Here is a 19189-nt window from a genome sequence, read left to right as displayed (position 1 = left end):
GAAGCAAAGCTTCTCGAGCAAGAGCGGACACGGGAGAAACGAGCGTGAAGATTGTAGATTCCGGTGAGTCGTTGAGCGCAGCGGCGTCCTCCATAGACGTTTCGACGAAGCAGCGACGACGAAAGCAGCCTGCAAAGGCTGCAACTTCAGCAGCCGAGCCGGTTCATGTTGTCGATATGAAGGAGGTCGGGGAAGCTGTCCGCAAAATAAAGCAGGCGTGGAAGGACAAGGATTATTCCAGCACGGTGAGTTTGAGCCGAAAGCTTCTTGGATGGGAACCAGGAAACATATTTGGGCTGATCTACCTGGCGCGCGCCGCAGCCTATACGGGCGACTGGACAGACGTTACCGAGGCTGGGGCTGCGATCGTCCGTCATAGCCCTCGGGACGCTTTCAATGCCGGCCGCAAGCTCAACCGTGCAGGCCAGACACTTGATGCAGCGCAGATCTACGCCAAACTGGAAATTCATGAAGATTGGTTCGATGCCGGCGTTGCGGATCTAGCTTCGAAAGAAGGCGTTTCGCTTCTAAGGGCGGGGCAGGCGGCCGACAAGGACGGCAATCACGATCTTGCCAAAACGCTTTGGGTGGCGGGCCTGCGGATTGCTCCCCGGAACGAGGTCCTGGCCCGCCGGGTCCGGCAGCTTGTACAACAAGCGATAAAGACGGCCAAAGGCCAGGATCGAAATAAAGACCTAGCGGGTTACGCGGACGCCTGGCGCGAAGTGCTCAGGCTTTCTCCCTCTGATGTGCTCGCGGCCGCCAAGCTTGCCTGGGCGTACGAACGACTGGATCAGAAGGATGCGATCGATGCCTGGCTCAAGGTTCTTGCCATCGCGCCGGCGCATGAAAAGGCCCTTGAGCGGCTTCGCTATCTGGCATTGCGCCACGATCTGGAAGATCGTGCGATCCGCGGGCTTGCCCAACTGGATCACAATGAGGGCGCAGAGTCGCTCATCAAGACGTTGTCCGAAACTCGGGACGTTAAGGCACGAGAGAGCCAAAACAGTATTTTGAAGGTCCGGCTTCGTGAAGCGCTGGCCCGCGCCCGTATTTTGGATCGCGACGCGGAGCCTCGGAAATATTTGGTCGCATGGAAAGATGTGCTGGTCCTCGATCCGACGAATCTCGGCGCCGCGAAAAAAGTCATACGCGTGGCACGGCAGTTGGGAGATCATTCGGAGCTGTTGGAGGGCCTTATCACCCTTCTTGAGATCACTCCTGACGACGCAGTCCTTTGGGCGCGCATCGTTAAAGCTGCACAGCGCGCGGGTCGGGAGCAGCGTGCGCTAGAATGTCTGGCTGACCACGGGCTGACGAATATTCCGAAGGACCAGGTCCACGGACTGCGAAAGCGGGTGATCAACGCCTGCAAGAACGCGCTCAAGGCCTCCGACCTAGATGCGGCAATCAGCAGCTTCCGCACGTTGGCGCGCGTCGACGGCCAACATCCGTCGGTCAGCGCTCTAAAACCTGCTGTTTTGAAGAGGGCGGCGTCAAGCGCCTGGGAGGCCGAAAAGGCGGGCAACCTGGCCTTGGCCGTTCCGTTAGCCCAGCAGGTCTTGGATATAGCACCGGATCACCCGATTGCGCTGAAAATAGTAGCCAGGGATCTGTTGCGCCACGACCGCTGTCAAGAACTGGTGGCTTTGTGCCGGCCCCATATCAAACCCGGCCCGGAATACGACGCTGTGCAAAAGATGCTGGACCGGGCGAGCGCCAAGCTAGCCGCCTGATCGAAGATGAATATGCGTCTGATTTGGCTGGTTGACGTCCCCCACCCTGGTGGAGTCGGCGCTTCGCGCCTTTCGGTCAGCTCAAACGGCGCCGAAAGGCCGAGACTAGGAGCGATGTAGTGACGGCCAACATTATCAGGGTAGCCACGGAGAGGGTAACCGCGGACGAACGTGCCGTTACTCTCGCATCCCACGTGGCAGAACTCGAGGAACGCCTCGCAGAATCGGAACTCTACAACAACACTCGGGTGCTGCGGTCACGCATCGAACGGCTGGAACGAGACATCACGACGTATCGCGAAGCGCGGGAGACGGCTGACTTTACCGCAGTCGACCTTCGCCAAGCACTGGAACAGTCTACGGCCTCAATAGAGGCGGTAAAGGCGTCCCCGACCTTTCGCCTGGGCGCTTTGCTCATCGAAGTGGGGCGTGATTGGCGTTTGATCGGCCGACTGCCAGGGGCCATCTCTCGGTGGTCGCGTGAGAGCCGTCGGCAGCAAGAAGACTCTGAAAAATTGCTGGTCGCGAACGGTTCGGTGACCGAATACACCGCAGCAGCTGAAAGAGCCTTGGAAGTGGCTGAGAAGCGAGGCCTACAAGAAGCCAAACGCTGGATCTCTGATCAGCATTTGCGGGATTCAGTGGCCGCGCGGGCACTTTCCGATCTCGCTTCCTATGCCCGAAAGATCGACCTTAACGAGGCCGTTCGTTTAGCAGAAGCCGCTCTGCAAGCAGATCCGCACGAAAATCGTGTCAAGCGTCTCGCCTTTCTGATGGCCGAGTCCGGATCGGTAACGGAGGCTGCCCAGCTGCTCCGTTCCGCGATCGGAAAGGGTGCGAGGTTCAACGCAGCCGAGGAGGCACGTGGTCAGGAACTGCTAGCGATGGCCGATCTCGCATCGACCGGCCTCGTCTTTGCTTCTAAACGGAGATGGGCGCCATCGGTGGGATCAGCCAACCGGCGAGTGCTTATTCTTGCGTCTCAAGCATTTCCCTATCACTGGTCCTCACTTTCGATGCGGACCCATGCTGTTGCAGAGAGCCTCACGCAGGCCGATGTCCTTGTAGACGTCGTTACAGTCCCCGGATACCCAGATGTCGGGAGCGCCGAACGGACCGATCGACCCTCTTCACGCAAGGTTGACGGCATTGACTACCATCTCCTCCCGTCTGTGAAGGCGCGGCCAGGCATCACCAACGACTATGTCCAACAGGCATCGCTTGCCTTGATATCCTTTATGAGGCGGCTGAGGACCACTGTTCTAATTGCCCCCCTGGAGTTGATGCAAAGTTACCCAGCCGTAGTGGCTGCACAAAAATTGGGCGTGCCCCTGTTGCTGGATTGCTGGAGCGTCAGCCCGGGGGAGGACCAGTGCCGCACCGAGCGAGGACGGATTCTGTCGCGAACAGAAGACGCATTGCTCCATTACGCGCAAGCCGCCTTGGCTCGTACGCCGGCGATCGCTGATCGCCTGGGCCTCGTTCCGCGCGGGCCGAAAGTCTATTTGGATACGGATGACACCCCTGGAGGCATCTCCACAGAACCTTCCTCGACGTCGAGCGAGAACGGTGAGTTCGTCTTCGGGTATGTGGGGGACAATAGTCCCGATATCGATCTCGAAAGCCTTATCGACCTTCTGAAGGGTCTGGTGGAGGCTGGGCTCGAAGCCAGACTCACCATCCACTCGGTCGGGACGCGCATCCAGACAGTGCGGGACCAACTCGAGCTTGCCGGCTTAGGGCAGCGGGTGAGCGTTGTGTTGAAGTCGCCGCCGGGTCGGCGCGCGGCCCTTGCCTATCGAGGCGTCGACGTGATCGTTGTCCCATTTGCGCCAGAAGAGGAGGCGGTCAAGTCGCCCTACCAGATCGTGGCGGCCTTGCGACACGGCAAGTGCGTGATCGTGGTTGGCGGCGAGAGTTACCGAGACTTATTCGGTTCTGCCGTCGTGTGGGCAGAGCATACACGATCCGCCATCGACTCTTTGAAGGCGTTCGCTCTCCAAGGCGAACGGCGCCGCACCCAGGAGGCGGAAGCACGCGCCTGGGATGCGGCTCATCCGAGCGGAAAAGCGCTCGTGACAGCAGTCGAATCTCTGTGATGGGGAGGCAATGACAGCCGAAGCGATCGCAACCGCGGCAGAGAGCGCGGTCCGGGACATCATTGACGACGAACTCGTGAGCGTGACGGCTGCGACCGGCGAACGCCTGACGTCCAATGAACATGCGCAGATCAAGGCACGCGTGGAGGCCATGCGCAAGACCGCTGAGCTGATGCCGATGTTGGGTGTGCTGTTCCACCTGATAAGGAAACAGCCATTCGACGAGCGTCTTCAGCGTCTGGTGGCCACAGCTCTGGCCCGAGTGCAGGATCCTCGCGCGGCTCTGGTCTGGCGTGCAATTGACCGCCGGTTTCCCGAATCCGATACGGCGCCCGTTCGCGTTGCCCGCGACATTTACAGGGCCAAGGGGCCGGAAGCAGCCGAAGGCTATATCCGACGGAAATTCCCGGACATTCCGGAAAAACCGCTGCGACGGTTCGTTCTTGCCAGGGTCTTGATAGAGGCAGGAAAGGAGGACGCCGGAGAGGATTTGCTGCGAGACCTCATTGAACAACCCGAGTCGAACGCTTCGCTGCTCATCAAGGTTGCCCAGCTCCTGCTTAAGCAGGGCCTATTTTCCGAAGCTGAGAACGCGGCAGAGGTCCTGATCTCGCGGTACGGCAATACGCCGGAGCACAATGCTGTGCTGCATGAGGTCAATCACGCCCAGCGGATGGTGGGTGTGGTTGGTACGCCAGACGATCACCGCTCCGCCGTCCTGGTTCGGACGATTCATAAGGTGCTGGGCGAGCACCTGCCAATCGTCTCATTAATTCCCGCGACCCGCTCGTCCAGCTCGCTCGGTCCTGTGGTAATGATCGGTGGCTCGCTCGCGCCGGGCGGTGCTGAGCGTCAGTTCGCGGTAACGGCACTTGGCCTGCACGACGCGGCCACGAGTGGGAGGCAGATCGACGGGGTCGACTTCCAGGGGCCTCTGACCCTTATCTTGCGCTCGATCACCTCGCGAGCAGGCGATGATTTCTACCTGTCGCGCCTGCGCGACGCCCACCTGCAGGTGCACGAATATTCGACGTTTGAGCCCTTCGGTGGGCGGCCGAGGCGATCGCTATCGCGGCTCGTTGCTCCTTTTCTTCCCCTTTTGCCCAGCCGAATGCGGGAAGGCATCGTTCACCTCGCCGATGCACTTCGCTATTTGTCGCCTGAGGTGGTTCACATCTGGCAGGACGGTTCCATCCTTGCTACCGGGGCCGCGGCCGTTCTGGCGGGGATCCCTCGCATCGTCCTTGGTGTCCGTACCATGCCGCCTACCGATCGTCACGATCGAGCAAAGCCGGAATACCATCCCATCTTCTGTGATCTGCTAAGACGACCTGGTGTCACCATGGTGTCCAATTCGCGCCTGGTCGTAAGCCGGTATGCTGACTGGCTCGGGGTAGGCCACCACAAGGCCCGCGTCATACCGAATGGTGTCGCACCACCTGACATCACGCCCACGCCCGAGAGCTCAGCGCAAGCGTCGCGCCTGCCATCATCGGGCAGGCGATTCGTGGTTGGTGCGGTGATGCGCATGGCCGAGGTTAAGCGCCCTTTGCTGTGGGTTGACTGCGCGGCGGCGATTCTGGCGAGATGCCCGGAAGCTAGTTTCATCGTTGTTGGCAAAGGACCGCTGCTAGAAAGTGCGATCGAGCGCGCACGCGGCCTTGGGATCGGTGATCGCATTATCTTTACCGGCACAAAACCCGACGTTGGGTTCTGGTACTCCCAGATGGACGTACTGCTTCTGCTCTCCCGATACGAGGGCTTGCCGAACGTGCTGATCGAGGCGCAGATGTGCGGCGTCCCAGTGGTTACGACGCCTGCGGGCGGGTCTGCGGAGGCCCTCGAGCCAGGCGTCACCGGTACCGTGCTCCCCTCAATCGAGATTGATCCGGTCGTCGTGGCGGACGCCGTCCTTGCTTGGCGTCGCGATGCGCACCATCGGAGCGAGCTTGCCGAGTCCCTCAAGGAATGGGCAAACGCTCATTTCTCCGTGCGCCGAATGCTGGAACTGACCGTTCAGAGTTATCTCGAATGAATAGCGCGGTGATTGAACGAGAGGCGAAGGAAATTCGAGGCGGGACAGGTTCAATGATCCGGACATTGCCATTCGGGGGATGCTTTCTTCACAATCCGATCAACGGCGTTTTGAAGAAAGAACAGAAGCCGAGCATCTTCAGCGAGATGGGTCTTCGGGGAGCTCCGTTCTCACTATCTGCAAATACAAATCATCAACTTATCGACTTCTTATCAGGGAAGCTGAAGTTCCCGGAATGGGTGAAAAACCTAGTCTATGGTGATTTTGTTGACCCGCCGAGCCCCGAGAAAGCTGAACTCATCTACGAGGGCGACCTTGCTCTGGTGGGAATGTCGACGCCTACGGAGCTGGTCTTCGAGGGATCGTTGCTCAACGTGAACAAATTTGACGAATTCATCAAAGAACAATTGTCTGTATTTTCCACAGAAAAGAAACTGATAGCCAACTGGAGAAAGGCGCTACTGGAATCAGACGAAGAGTCTCGAAAGGCACTTTCCGAAAAGCTTTATAATAACATCCGTGAAAATGGACATGTTCCTGAAAACGTCTCTAAAATTGTCACCCATACTTTCTCGCGTTCGCTAAACGTCGATGAGATGACCAAGTCCGTGGCTGATCTGCGCGATCGGCTCGGCATGCCAATGGGAATGGTACTTTACAACTTCATGTTCATGCCAGACGGCCGTCCTGTGCAATGGCCAGCAAGCTTCAAGGCCGACTGCATCGAAGTCGCGCGGCGGCTCGACCTGCCGGCTTTTGACTTTGCGCCGTTCGTTGCCCAGGAGGGAGTGGAAAAGGTGTTGATGGACGATCGACGCCACTGGAATGCCCCTTACTACCTGCGGCTCGGGGAAATTTTGTTCGACTTCTGCACCGAGGTTGTCGATCGGTCACCCCAAAAAAATGCGCTGACGACTGGAGGACTACGGCTCAGAACGTCGGGAGTCGGCGCGCTGGCGGCGACAGCAAACTTGCCGGTCAAGCCCGCGAAAGTAGCACCCAAGACCAATAGGGTGGCGCAAAAGCCAGGCACGCCCAGGGAGACTGTTCAGAAGAAGGACAAGGTCTTGGGAAACATTGCACCAGCGGTCGTCGCAACGCCCCGGGCATACGAATTCGACGCCAAGACAGGAAGCCACCTTCCTGATCATGCATCGAGCATCTCTGCGGTCGTCGTGCTAGGCGGTGCTTGGGCGAATGGCTTTAACGGCGACCCGGCGGACGCCACCGTGTCCGATGTTCCCGAGCATCCAAGCAAGGCTCTGATGTTCGACGTTGGCCTGCGACCGCGTGGACGGGAGGTAGCGAGTTTCGTCGACTTGCGCGAACGCGGTGGTGGAGGTGCCAAGGAGACGCCTTGTGCGGGTTTAGCCGACCAATTGATCCGCAATACTTCGGCGCGATTCCAGGGTTCGCCGACGATGCTCTTCTTCTCCGTCTCCAAAGGAGGCTCGGGACTATCGGGCGCCAGCCAGACAGAAGAGGACGGGTTCCTCCGTGGCTCGGCCCAACACCGCGAGGTTTTGCGCCTTCTCCACCGGGCAAGCGAAATTGCAGCAGTCCAGAAGCGCCGTCTTGAGGTTGCGGCCATCTGCTTGCTGCACGGTGAGCACGAAGCCGGTCGCAATAGCTCCGGCCCTGCGTACCGCCGTGGGCTTTCGTTGCTGCAGGTTCAATACGACGCTGACATCCGCGCGCTGACCGGGCAATCCGATCCTGTTCGCTTGTATCTGACGCAAACCAACCGGGGCTCGGCCCGATTCAAGACTCCGGAACTGCCTATGGCCCAACTCAACGCCAGGTTCGACAACCAATACGTTCATTGCGTTGGTCCCACCTATTTCGCTCCCGCGGAGGCGCGGCCGGAGCGCGCGCCTATGCACCTCAAAGCGTTAGGCTACCGGCGTGTCGGTCAACTGTTCGGCCGGTTCTTGCTCGACGACTTATGGGGCGCCCAGCGAGAGCCGCTGCGAGTAGAGGAGGCTTATTGGGTTGGCCAAAGGACTATCCGCCTTCGCTACAATCGGCCAATCGGCTTGGAAGAAGACAACGGTCGGGTCAACGTTTCCGACCTTGGCCCGGGCCTAGGCGTTGACTTCCATGACGGGACGCCCTGGTCGCCGATTGTGGAGGCCGTCCGCTTGGCAAGAGAGCAAGACTGTGAACTCGACGTGGATCTCACCGCTCCCTCCCAGGGATATCGAAAACTCTTGTTGATTGCGGCACGAACGACCGGCGGAGGAGGTGTAGGAAGCCGTGACGGCGCGCGCAGCGGCATAAGGTCCAGAGAGCCTTTTGATGTCGACCCCCTAGATGGCACGGAACTGTTCGATTGGGCCTGTTCCGAACAGGTGGTCCTTTGATCATGCTTGCGCAACCAAGCTTGGCGCGTGAGGACGTTGGCCATATCAGCGCGTTAGCCGCGGCCCTCCGATCACTGTGCCCCGGCGCAGCAACTCGTCACCCGCGATCCGGTTTGCGTCATGGAGTGTCGCCCTGCTCCGATACCGCCGGTAGGCTCGTTAGGATGCTCAAATGACGAACCAAGAGCGGATCGAGGGGTGGAGGAAAAAGCGCCAGGCTGGACTTTTGCCGACCGACCCACAGGCCAACGCTCTTTCCGCCGCCTTCACCCGGACCCTCGCCCTGGTTGGCGAGCCGAACCTCGACATCCGCTCGATCGTGCAGATTGCGCTCGATGGTCTACCCGCCTTTCCCGACGCCGATCGACGCGAACTCTACCAGCGTATGCACGAGGGTACGGACGCTGCCATCAAGAAGCGGAGCCTTTCCGAGGTGGCCGCGGACTACTGGACGCGGCGTGTCAAAGGGGCGGTCAGAATGCTCGAGGCGGACCTGCGCAAGGGGGTCGACGTGTTCTCGTCGGGCTACTTGCCCCAGGGGCTCGCTGAATTCGATTCCAAGCTTGAGGCAGGCTATCGTCTTCGAACGCGGCAAATGCGGATCACGCGCGCAAGAGAGGAACGTCGCCAGGCCACTCGCGAGGATAGGGCCCATATCATACCGGTCCCGGCTGACGAGGCCGCCGACTTGGCGCGTCTTCGGCCGCTTTTGGACTACCTTCGAGCGGTCCAGAGGCCGACCCACAATGGCACCGTGCCTCCCTTCCAGACGGTCGGGCCTCTCTTTTTGCTTCGGTTACTGCTGATCCAGGCAGACAGCCGCATCGCCCTCATTTGGCTCTTTGTCGGGCCATTGGTCATAATGGTTCTTTGGTCTTCCATGTATATTTTGAACGGGATGAGGTTCGTCCTGGGCATGGATACTGTTACGTTCACCCTGACTGGCGTCGTCATATGGGTTATGCTGCGGCAGATTGTCTTCAGAAGTAGTGAAGCCTATGTCGGCGCCAGGGGATGGTTGAACTTTGAGCCTCTCTCGCCGGTCATCATGTCAGTCATGACTGGTTCTGTTTACTTTCTTGTATATATATTTGTTCTATCGACTATGGTTGGTTTCGGCAGATTATTGGGCCTAATCTCCCTTCCAGATGATGTCCTCGGTGTTTTGTCGTGCATTGCAGGGATTGCGATCATTGCGGTGTCGATGGGGATATTGTTTGCGAGTATAGCTTCAAGGTGGGCTTTTTTTATGCGCTTCTCGTCGGCTATCGAGAGGTTCCTCCAGGTGTTTTCGGGCGTTTTTTTCGTCTCTGAGCAATTGCCGTACGAATACCGAAAATATTTCCTCTGGTGCCCCTTGGCTCACGGCTTTCAACTCCTGCGATCTGCTTATTTCAAGGCGTATAAATCGCAGGACGCCAACCTAAATTATTTTCTTGTAGCGATCACTCTGTTCGTCATCTCGGCGCTAGTCGCGGACCGGCTTGCGCGACCCAACCTCCAACCGACTTAATATATTATGATAATGCTCGAAAACGTGCTGGACGTGCCCCGTATTTTTGGCGACAGCCATGTACTGTTGGAAGACGCCAGCCTCGTTCTACCAATTGGGCGCTATGCGCTGCTTTCGGCCAATCCCGAGTATCACCCAGCGCTGATCAATATTTTGACGGGTCTAAGAACGCCGCGGCGAGGCTTCGTCTATCGCACCGGCTTTATTTCATGGCCGATTGGCCGAGCGGGATTCGTTCGGGGAAAGCTTACAGGTATACAGATGACGAAGTTCATCTGTTCGTTGTATGGCATCGACTATACAGCATGTCTGAATTTCATTTCCGAGATAATGACGGCCCCAGAGTTTCTCCAAAAACGGATCGCGGAATGGCCAAGTTACGTGCGACTCGAATATACATTCAGCATTGCGCTGGTGCCAGCATTTGACATGTTTGTCATAGATGCGAACATTCCGATAGAAGAGACAAGGTTTAGCCGGCTATGGAGATCAGTATTTGAAGACAGAATCGTCGGTAACGGATTGATATTATCGACTTTTCGTGAAGACCAGCTGATTGACTATTGTACGAAGGCTCTGGTACATGAGCAAGGTAAATTCTGGATCGATGATGACCTCGAAGCTTGCATTAGACGATACCCTCCTCGACAGTCCCGAGCCGAACAACCCAGCGGCGAGGGACTTGATGGTGCCGACTTCGGAGACTCCGCTGAGGCGGATGGACTCCTCTGATGGCGCTTTGGTTGAGAGGACCTCGACGATTGATCACCGGCGCCGCTTGCGCTCCGAGGCGCAACGGCATCGGATCCGCAGGCGCCTGATGACCCTCGGGCTTGTTTTGATCCCAATCATTGCTGCGGGCGCCTATCTCATTTTCCTAGCGGTGCCCCAGTTCCAAGCAGAGGCTCGCTTCTCGGTGCAGGCCGCCCAATTGAGCGCGGCTCCGACGACCGGCTCGACGATGAGTAGCTTATTGTCCCAGGGCAACGGGGCTGCGAGCGCAGCGGCCGGCTTCGTCGATGGCTGGGCGGTTCTGGACTTCCTTAATTCCCGCGATTGCATGCAGCAGCTGGACCAGAAGATCGGTCTCGAGAAATACCTGCCTAAATCGCCTCTGGAGTCCCTAACTGGCTCTGGGAATAGTTCCCACAGTGATCCGTACAGGGGGTATCTGAGAATGGTCCATGCTTCTTACAGCATGATCGAACAGATCAATGTTCTCGAAGTGGATGGCCTTTCGCCTTCGGACTCTGAGGCGGTCGCGAATGGACTGCTCGCAGTCGTGCAGGACTTTGTCAACCGGATGAACCAAGAGGGTATTAAAGACGCCATTAAGGTGAGCCGCGAGGCCGTGCGGCAGGCGGAACAGAAGGGGAAAGCGGCTAACGCAGAAATCTCACAATGGCGTCTGCAGCACGGCAACATCGACCCCGCCGCGGAGGCCGGGATGCTTCTGAACCAGATAAGTGAATTGGAGACAAGCCTAACTGCGGCCGAAGTGAACCTGGACAATATCAAGGCACAGGGGAACCCCAAACATCCTCAGCTCGCGCCGGCGCAACAGCAGGTGGACGCCCTCAATAACCGTTTAAATCAGCTTCGTTCGCGTATGAGCGGCCAAGGCGATACCCTTGCGTCTCAGTTGAAGACCTATGTTGAACTTACAAACCAGCAGACCTTCGCCGACAGCAACTTGTTGCAAGCCAGGCAAGGCTATCAACAGGCCTTCACCAATGCCATGGCCCTGCAGAGATACCTGTCGATCATCGCTCGGCCGGTCTCCGAAACGCAGCCGAGCATTCCTAATATCCTGATTGTGCTGCTCTTGGCTCTCGGCAGCGGTTGCTGCCTGGCCGGTGGATACAATCTGATCCAGGCGCTGTACCGAAGCTTCCGCTATGCATGAGCCGCAGATGAGCACGGCAAGGGCTGTTGCAGTCCCCCAAGCCACGCTTGAGAATCAAGCGAGGAAGGCATTCGCTCGCGAAGACTGGCAGGAATGCCTCGCGGCGTTTGAAGCTGTGGTCGAAACCGGAGCCTTACTGACCGCTCCAGACAGGCTGATGTTGGAGATAGCCGGGATTCGTAGCGCCGATGCGGACGAACCGGAGATCGGCTTGGATGCCGCTCTCATACGCGAGGCAAAAGGCGAGGCGGTCATACGCCGCTATCTGGTCAAGCCTTTTCACAAGTCCGGGCGCTTGTCGACTTTGGCGGCAGTTCTTGAGAAGCTGCTTGTGGCCTATCCGCATCTCGTAGATGCGCGTCGTATGCTTGCCAGCGCGCTAGGCCGGCTGCAGCGCTGGGACGAGGCGATTGCCCACGTCGACACGGCCGCGGCCGCCGCACCCGATGACATTTCGCTGGAGGCCAGCCGAATCCAATACAGGTTACTAGCACGCCAGATAGCTGCCGCCGCAGACCTCGCGACCCACCTTAAACCCCGCTTGTCGCCGAAATCGCGCGAGGCCTATATCGTGATGATGGCCCTTCTGCGAGGCGGCCTTGCCCGGGAGGCTGCTGAGATCGCGGTCGCGCTCAATCCGGCGGATTTTCCTGCCCCACACCTGGCTGCTATTGCCACTGAAGCTCTGGTCGCCGCCGACATGACGCATAAGGCGATCGCCATGGGGGAAGCCGCCATTGCGGCTGGCCATGACTCCGGCGTCATCCGCGCCCACCTGGGGGAAGCGATCTTGGCGACCGGCAGACCGCAAGACGTTGCGTCCCGAGGGGTCGAGCATCTTCGCGCCGGCGTAGAGAGGGAGCCGGAGCATGGGCGGATCAACGCCCTTTACGGCGAGGTCCTGCTTCGCGCGGGGCGGCATGAAGATGCTGTTCTTCCCCTCCAGAAGGCGATTGCAAGCGAAATGAAATCGCCAAAAACGCGCAACCTTTACGCCCGGGCCCTTCGCTACTCCGGTCGATACGAGGAATGCGCCGATCAATACGTCGAACTGTTGCGCCATGCGCCCGAGAGTTGGTCGACTCATCGCCAAGCGGTCGGGGCCTTATGCCAAGCGGGCCGACGAGCTGACGCGTCGAACGTTTTCAAAGCAATGATCACGAAACGGGCCGCCGCGCTGGCGCCGACTTTTGAAGAGGCCCTGTCGGGTCTCGACAACAAACTTGACTCGGCAAAGATCCCGCAGGCACGGCTCGAGTGGGCCTGGCGACTAAGTCGGGATCAGAACGAGATTGACCGGACAGAATGGGAGCGGCGCGCCCGATGGGGATTGCTCGCCGACCTTCTTATCATTGATTGGCTGGAATGCCGTGAACAGCAAGCCGAGGAAGCCATGACCCTGCTTGCGGATCTCACTCCGGCGGAGGAGGCTCTCGCGCCGTACCGGGGCCGCGGCTTTGTCGTGGCCACTGCCCATGTGGGGCCAATGTTCTCTGGCCCGATCCTTCTTGAGCTGTTAGGCCTTCCATCGCGCTGGGTCGCCTCTACGCCGAGCATTGCCGACGCGCACTACGCGTCTTCAGTGATTTCTACCAGCGATCAGACCGATTCACAGGTCGTGAAGGCTTGCCTCAAGGCGTTGGATGCCCACTATGCGGTGGCTATCGCCGTGGATGGATCGGGGAGGATCGGTTCGCCCACGATCCGCTTTGAGGGCCAGGACATCACCTACTCTGGCTTTGCGGCCCGCGCCGCCCACCGTGCCGAAGTACCCTCCATCTTCTACGCACCGCGTTGGCACGATGGCCGGATCGAATGCATGGTCGCCCCTCTGCCGTCACCGCTTCCAAACGAGGACGTGCTCCCGTTCGCGGAGCGCTGGCGCGCAGCTTACTTAGCCAATCTGCGTACCTGTTTGGCCGGCCCGCCGGAGAATTTACGTTTTGCCGGAGGCCTATGGAGTTGCATTCGCCCTATCCCCTAAGAAGAACCGCATCGAACCTTCCCCAGCTATCAGAGGCTTTTCGTATGCCAATAACTCTATAGTATATTTTTGCGTTATTCTTGGTGGAGCTTGGCTACAAACCATTACTTTGGCGATCGTGCCCCGGTTAGGAGATCATGTTATGACGAACGAAGAAATATCGGATCAGACCTTCGATGCGATTCGGAGATCTACGGCTGGAATGTTGAAATCGGATGTATACAAGGCGATCTACGAGGCGGCAGTCAATGTAAAAGAGGGTATTTATGTAGATATTGGCCCTGCCCAAGGGGGCAGCACGATCTCCATCGCCCTCGGACGCCGTGCCGCCGGGCGGCAGGATCTGATCTATACTGCGGATGTTTTCACTGGTTCGAATGCTTTGAAAACCTCCGACGTGAATACGAACGTTAGCGTCCTCAAGGATAACTTGGCGGCGTTCGGGGTGGGCGATGGCATAAATATTATCATCGTGGGCCAACAGGACATTGAAACGTCGATTCCCAAAGACGCATCCATAGGGCTTTTATTTATTGATGCCGATGGCGCACTGGACCGAGATTTTGAACAATTTTACGACCGGATAATACCTGGTGGGTTCGTTATCTTAGACGACTGCGAAGACAAGGCTATCGAGAAATACGTTCAGTATCCGCCGGACAGGCTGGAAAAATACGTGAAGTCAAAAGGTGCCAAAAAGATTCGTGACCTGACGCCATTTGGCAAACATTACACGGTATACAAATTTACCAAAAATCTTGTTAGCCTTGGGCTAATGAAGGAAATTAAAACGGTCAATAATACGGTTTTCCTTAGAAAGACAGGCGATAAGGCCTATGCGGAATCCGGAGCGCCTCAAGCCTTGGCCGAAACTCGGGATGCGATAGCCCGCGATTTCTTCGAAGCGCGCGAAGATTACTTCGACACGGCGGGATAAATCAAAGCAATTCGGTAGGGGCCAGGTGAGTTGGCTATTCCTTTAGCCGCGAGGGTCTGGCCCCTAAGGACTCACCGATCACTGCACGGCGTAGGGCAGGGGCTTTCGCCGAAAAGCTCCGGCGCTGTCCGAAGGTGTGCCGCTACCGGCTTGCTCAAAGTCAGCCGGACGATTTCACTTCGCCAGAAATATGCCGCCCCGGCCCCCTCCCGGACCCGGAAGTCACCCCATTCGACAGCATGGCGGAATAGGAGAAGCCAAGACTCGCCTTTAGTAGAAGTCCGAACCCCCACAAGGCTGAAGTCGTCAGGCGACGCGTCGAGTTCCAGTTCTTCCCTGAACTCGCGAGCGCCCCCATGGGCAGGGCTTGCGTCCAACGCCGACAGCCTTCCACCCCAAAAACTCCAATGCAGAGGAAAGGCGGGGGCGAACGCATCGCGGAACTGAAGCAGCGTGCGCCTTTTAGAGTCGCGGACAAGGATGCTTACGTTCAAAACGGCCACGAGTCTCTCCACATGATCCGAAGCGCGATCGCGCCTTAGTTTGCACGGGCCGTTGACAGAAGATCCTGGCAAAACCGGACGAAGGCGACCTCGAAACGGGTCGTGACGAGGGCGAGTACGTCGTGCCTGTCGAAGAGAAGAGCATAGCCAAGACCGGTAAACCAATCGCGTAGATCGGACGACGCCTCGGCCGAAAGATGGACGTACTCGAACTGTATGACACTGGGTTTGTGTCTGGAAAAATCATAAGTGCGCAGCACGATGGCGTCGCAGCCCTCTGTATCAACGACGAGCACGTGCGGTTCGGAATGGCCCGTCTCGAGAAGCAGGCTGTCGAGGCGGCGGGTTGGCACTTCGATGGCGAGAATCTCGGACCGCAGGTCATCGTACTTCGGCTCGTGACGCATTATCGTTTCCAGCGAGAAGCTGCTGAGGACGTCATATCCCTTCACGACATGTAAGGTCTTCTCGCCTTCGTCCGGCCAGATCGCAACGTTAGCGAAATCCACGCCAGATGGCGCCCCATAAGTCGCTTTCAGTCGGTTGAATGCCTGGGGAATCGGCTCGATGAGAAGGCCGCGCCAGCCGTGCGACAGGACATGGGCACGCAGGGGATCAGTGCCCATGCCGTCATTAGTGCCAACTTGAACGAACCGGACAGTTTCCTGGCGGCTCAGTTCATCGAATATGTAGTTGCGCACCACCGCATAGATAAATTTGGTGTTCCGCGGTTCTGGGGCGCAGAAAACGGACTGAGAGAAACTTGCGACGCCCTTCCAATCGGCTCTTTGCTTCAGGCTCATGACAACTACCGATCCCAGGTTCGCTGTTTAAAACCCAAAACTATTTAGTGAAGTCGCACTGGTCAATCATCAAACCACTCCTGCGGCTCTTTTTTACTGAGGCTATGGTGGTGTCGCTTTAAAAATTCACGAATCGACAGTAACTACGAAGGTGATTGTAACGGATAATTCTGGCCGGTCGCTCCAGATTATGCGAAGTCGTACCAATGGTTACGCTCAAAATGCCTTGAGGCGAGCCCGCTGCAGCTGCCGTTGGGCCAGAAGGTAGCGTGCCATCGTAAGCAAACAGAGGACAAACTTTCGTGGATTTGTTCAAAGCGCATGCCCTGCTGATCAGCGCTGCCCGGGAGGCCGGTTTGATCGCCCTAAAGTTCTTCAGAACCCGAGACATCAACCCGTCTTCAAAACCGGATCAGTCGCCCGTTACGGCAGCCGACCTTGCCATCGACGCATACCTCATCGAACGGCTTACGTCCTTTTGCCCAGATATCGGGTGGTTATCTGAAGAACGGCCGGATTCCGCTGATCGGCTGAGCAAGCGGCGGGTTTGGATCGTAGATCCGATTGATGGAACACGGGGTTTCTTGGCTGAAAGTGATGAGTGGGTCATATCCCTTGCCTTAGTGGAGGACGGCCGTCCGGTTGCCGCCGTCCTCTTCCGTCCGGCAACCGACGATCTGTACGACGCCGTGCTCGGTGGTGGTTCGTGCCTAAACGGGCAGCGATTGTCCGTATCCGATGGCCCATTGGAAAGCATTCGCATATTCACCGGCCCCAAGAAAATTTTGCAACAGTCAGCTTCAGAGATGCCCCGAGCCATATGGCTTCGCAGTTCTGCGTCCCTGGCCTTGCGAATTGCCCTTCTGGCAAGTGGTACGATCGATACCGCGCTGGTGAAGGCGGGCGCGCGTGACTGGGATCTCGCGGCCGCCGATCTTATCTTGTCGGAAGCGGGCGGATGTCTTACCACAAGCGATGGCGCGGGGCTGGTCTATAACCGCTCTTGGATACGTCATCCGGCGCTAGTCAGCGCTGGCCCTCGCCGGCACGCTGCGCTCGTTTCCGCTTTTCGGACCGGGATCTTGCATTTCAACTGATTGCTCCGCCGTAGCGGCGCTCCAGCGCGTCGGCAATTCGCTCGCAAAGCAATTCTGAGGTCACGGCTGTGAGGTGGAGACGCAGGCACTCTCCGCGTGTATCAACCAAGGTAGTGACAATACCCCGATCAGAGTACTCGGCGAGATCGAGAACATCGTCGATGATGAAGTCTGATATTTCACGAAGCCTCTCGCGGCGCTCGTCTACCTCCCAAATTGGTGGCTTTACGGGCAGGCCGAGTCTCATTCGCTGGAGTTCGGCGTAGCTCTCGGCAAGGTCTTGAGCGTGGAATAAATGCCCAGTTACTTTGCCATTTTCGACGACCTGAACAATCCATTGGTCCTTGATAAGTTTCAATCGCACGTCATTCGGTTCTCCGGCAACCATTCCACGCTCCGTTTCAGCAATCGAGAAAAAGCTCGGATGCCCAGCCAGGTAGAGCCCCACTCAGTTCCAGTTCCTCCCGCACAGCATCGTCAAACACCTCGGGGACCAGCCACAACAAGCCGTCATAGAACGGATGGCGGATTCGCACTTGTTGTTCCGTCTCCAGGGCAATCGCCTTCGTGATATGCCCCCACCCCCTAGGCTTGAGTCTGTTCACCCACTGCAGAAAACTGTTACCAGAAGGCATAGTCACCGCGGTTTTGGCAGGATGGTAACGATGTTGTTCGGCATCGATCTGATGCATGCGGGAAGGGGATCCGCACGGCATCAGGCGTCAAGCCAAGTGCCTGCCCGCGCCTGTCCGGACCGCATATCATCGCTTCCCCGTGCCGGGGAATCGTGCGTGGCAAGGAGGGGCTCTGCTCCTGCATTACTGCCAGATTGTAGCGAATTGCCCCGCCCGACAGCGTAATACAAAAGCCCGTGCTTCATGACCTCCGCAGGCTCATAGAGATTGCGGCCGTCGACGACGATCGGAAACCCAAGCGTCTTGGCCAACCAGTCGAAATTCACGACGCGGAATTGCTTCCATTCGGTGCAGATTACGAGCGCATCGGCACCTTCAACGGCTTCCTTTGCGGTGGCGCAAAAAACAATATCATCTAACACGCCCAGACGACGCTCTGCCTCGCGCATAGCCTCCGGATCGAACGCCCTGATCGACCCGCCTGCATTGACGACAGCTTCGATGAGAACACAGGAAGGCGCGTCGCGCATGTCATCGGTGTTTGGCTTGAAGGACAATCCCCACACCGCTACCGTTCGTCCTGCAAGCTGGCCGTTGAATGCAGCCGACAGTTTCGAGAATAGCGTCTGCTGCTGCGCAACATTTACGGTCTCGACCGAGGTGAGAAGATGCGGCTCGTGATTGACGCTGCGAGCCATATGAACCAACGCGCGGACATCCTTAGGAAAGCATGAGCCGCCATAGCCGGCGCCGGGATAAATGAAGTGATAGCCAATCCGGGGATCGGAGCCGATGCCGCGGCGAACCTGCTCGATATCCACCCCCAGGCCCTCGGCAATGTTGGCGACCTCGTTCATGAAGCTTATTTTTGTGGCCAGCATAGCGTTGGCGGCATATTTGGTCAGTTCCGCTTCGCGTATGCCCATGAACATGAGCTTGTCGTGGTTGCGGTTATAGGGAGCGTAGCATTCGCGCATTCCCTCACGGACGTGTTCCGAATCCGTACCGACGACGATGCGTGCCCCACGCGAAAAATCCTCGATAGCGCTTCCTTCCTTGAGGAATTCAGGGTTGGAGCAGACATCGAAAGAGATATTCACGCGACGCGCGTTTAGGCCCTCAGCGATTCTGGCGCGAACTTTTTCGGCGGTTCCGACGGGGACAGTCGACTTGTCAACCACGATCGCAGAGTTAGTGAGGTGGGCGCCGATCGTATTGGCCACGCTCAGCACATGCTTTAGGTCAGCTGAGCCGTTCTCGTCGGAGGGCGTGCCGACGGCGATAAAAACAAGATTCGCATGCTGTAGCACAACTGCCGGGTCAGTCGTGAATGACAGGCGGCCTTGTTCCGCATTGCGGGAGATCAATTCACTCAGTCCAGGCTCAGATATCGGGACTTTTCCGTGACGCAGCTGCTCCACTTTGGCGGCGTCGATATCGATCCCGATAACATTGTGGCCGACATCGGCCAGACAGGCTCCAGTGACCAGACCCACGTAGCCAGACCCGAAGATGGCGACTCTCATTTTAGATCTCTTCTATACTTGAGAACGTTGTGATTGTTACAAAGGTAAGCAA

The 19189-nt window shown here is 57.8% G+C and carries 14 protein-coding genes; 10 read left to right on the top strand and 4 right to left on the bottom strand.

The genetic code is table 11. The features are described 5' to 3' along the window. Window positions 1-44: 44 nt before the first annotated feature. From CGZ66_RS31180 to CGZ66_RS31140, 9 genes are all read left to right on the top strand, one after another. Window positions 45-1736, top strand: a complete 1692-nt coding sequence (locus CGZ66_RS31180; protein ID WP_143748911.1) for a tetratricopeptide repeat protein — start codon at window positions 45-47, stop codon at window positions 1734-1736. Window positions 1737-1855: 119 nt separating this feature from the next. Then, window positions 1856-3835, top strand: coding sequence for a glycosyltransferase (locus CGZ66_RS31175; protein WP_095090574.1), 1980 nt, complete (start codon window positions 1856-1858; stop codon window positions 3833-3835). Window positions 3836-3845: 10 nt separating this feature from the next. Then, complete coding sequence (locus CGZ66_RS31170) at window positions 3846-5870, top strand: glycosyltransferase (RefSeq protein ID WP_095090573.1); 2025 nt, start codon at window positions 3846-3848, stop codon at window positions 5868-5870. Beyond that, the gene (locus CGZ66_RS31165) at window positions 5867-8233 is read left to right on the top strand and encodes a hypothetical protein (RefSeq protein ID WP_095090572.1); all 2367 of its coding nucleotides are present in this window, start codon (window positions 5867-5869) and stop codon (window positions 8231-8233) included. Before CGZ66_RS31170 ends, CGZ66_RS31165 begins: the two co-directional genes overlap by 4 nt. A 172-nt stretch (window positions 8234-8405) precedes the next feature. After that, window positions 8406-9746, top strand: coding sequence for an ABC transporter permease (locus tag CGZ66_RS31160; RefSeq protein ID WP_095090571.1), 1341 nt, complete (start codon window positions 8406-8408; stop codon window positions 9744-9746). Window positions 9747-9752: 6 nt separating this feature from the next. Beyond that, window positions 9753-10478 (top strand): P-loop NTPase family protein, encoded by a 726-nt coding sequence (locus CGZ66_RS31155; RefSeq protein ID WP_095090570.1) that lies wholly within the window; start codon window positions 9753-9755, stop codon window positions 10476-10478. Between the two features lie 88 nt (window positions 10479-10566). Beyond that, window positions 10567-11652 (top strand): KpsE/RkpR family capsule polysaccharide export protein, encoded by a 1086-nt coding sequence (locus CGZ66_RS31150; protein ID WP_143748910.1) that lies wholly within the window; start codon window positions 10567-10569, stop codon window positions 11650-11652. A gap of 7 nt (window positions 11653-11659) precedes the next feature. After that, complete coding sequence (locus CGZ66_RS31145) at window positions 11660-13636, top strand: tetratricopeptide repeat protein (RefSeq protein ID WP_167392331.1); 1977 nt, start codon at window positions 11660-11662, stop codon at window positions 13634-13636. Between the two features lie 142 nt (window positions 13637-13778). After that, complete coding sequence (locus tag CGZ66_RS31140; RefSeq protein ID WP_095090567.1) at window positions 13779-14573, top strand: class I SAM-dependent methyltransferase; 795 nt, start codon at window positions 13779-13781, stop codon at window positions 14571-14573. A gap of 538 nt (window positions 14574-15111) precedes the next feature. Here the strand turns inward: CGZ66_RS31140 and CGZ66_RS31135 are convergent. Beyond that, the gene (locus tag CGZ66_RS31135; protein ID WP_095090566.1) at window positions 15112-15879 is read right to left on the bottom strand and encodes an FkbM family methyltransferase; all 768 of its coding nucleotides are present in this window, start codon (window positions 15877-15879) and stop codon (window positions 15112-15114) included. A gap of 302 nt (window positions 15880-16181) precedes the next feature. Here CGZ66_RS31135 and CGZ66_RS31130 point away from each other — a divergent pair, with 302 nt between their 5' ends. Then, window positions 16182-16976: an inositol monophosphatase family protein gene (locus tag CGZ66_RS31130; protein WP_095090565.1), complete on the top strand. Its 795-nt coding sequence runs from the start codon at window positions 16182-16184 to the stop codon at window positions 16974-16976. On the opposite strand, the gene CGZ66_RS40450 is transcribed toward CGZ66_RS31130, so the two are convergent. Genes CGZ66_RS40450 through CGZ66_RS31115 form a run of 3 tightly spaced genes read right to left on the bottom strand, consistent with a single transcriptional unit; the run spans window position 16969 to window position 19137 of the window. After that, entirely contained in the window at window positions 16969-17364 is a 396-nt protein-coding gene (locus tag CGZ66_RS40450) for a hypothetical protein (protein WP_206073822.1), read from the bottom strand. The two genes, CGZ66_RS31130 and CGZ66_RS40450, sit on opposite strands and share 8 nt — an antisense overlap. Window positions 17365-17377: 13 nt before the next feature. Beyond that, window positions 17378-17668, bottom strand: coding sequence for a hypothetical protein (locus CGZ66_RS31120; RefSeq protein WP_095090564.1), 291 nt, complete (start codon window positions 17666-17668; stop codon window positions 17378-17380). Window positions 17669-17691: 23 nt separating this feature from the next. Further along, the gene (locus CGZ66_RS31115) at window positions 17692-19137 is read right to left on the bottom strand and encodes a UDP-glucose dehydrogenase family protein (protein ID WP_095090563.1); all 1446 of its coding nucleotides are present in this window, start codon (window positions 19135-19137) and stop codon (window positions 17692-17694) included. Between the last annotated feature and the right edge of the window lie 52 nt (window positions 19138-19189).

The sequence above is a fragment of the Mesorhizobium sophorae genome (genome assembly GCF_002270415.1).
Classification (GTDB): Bacteria; Pseudomonadota; Alphaproteobacteria; order Rhizobiales; family Rhizobiaceae; genus Mesorhizobium; species Mesorhizobium sophorae.
Note: the sequence above shows the minus strand (reverse complement) of the source record. Positions and strands in the feature narration are given on the sequence as shown.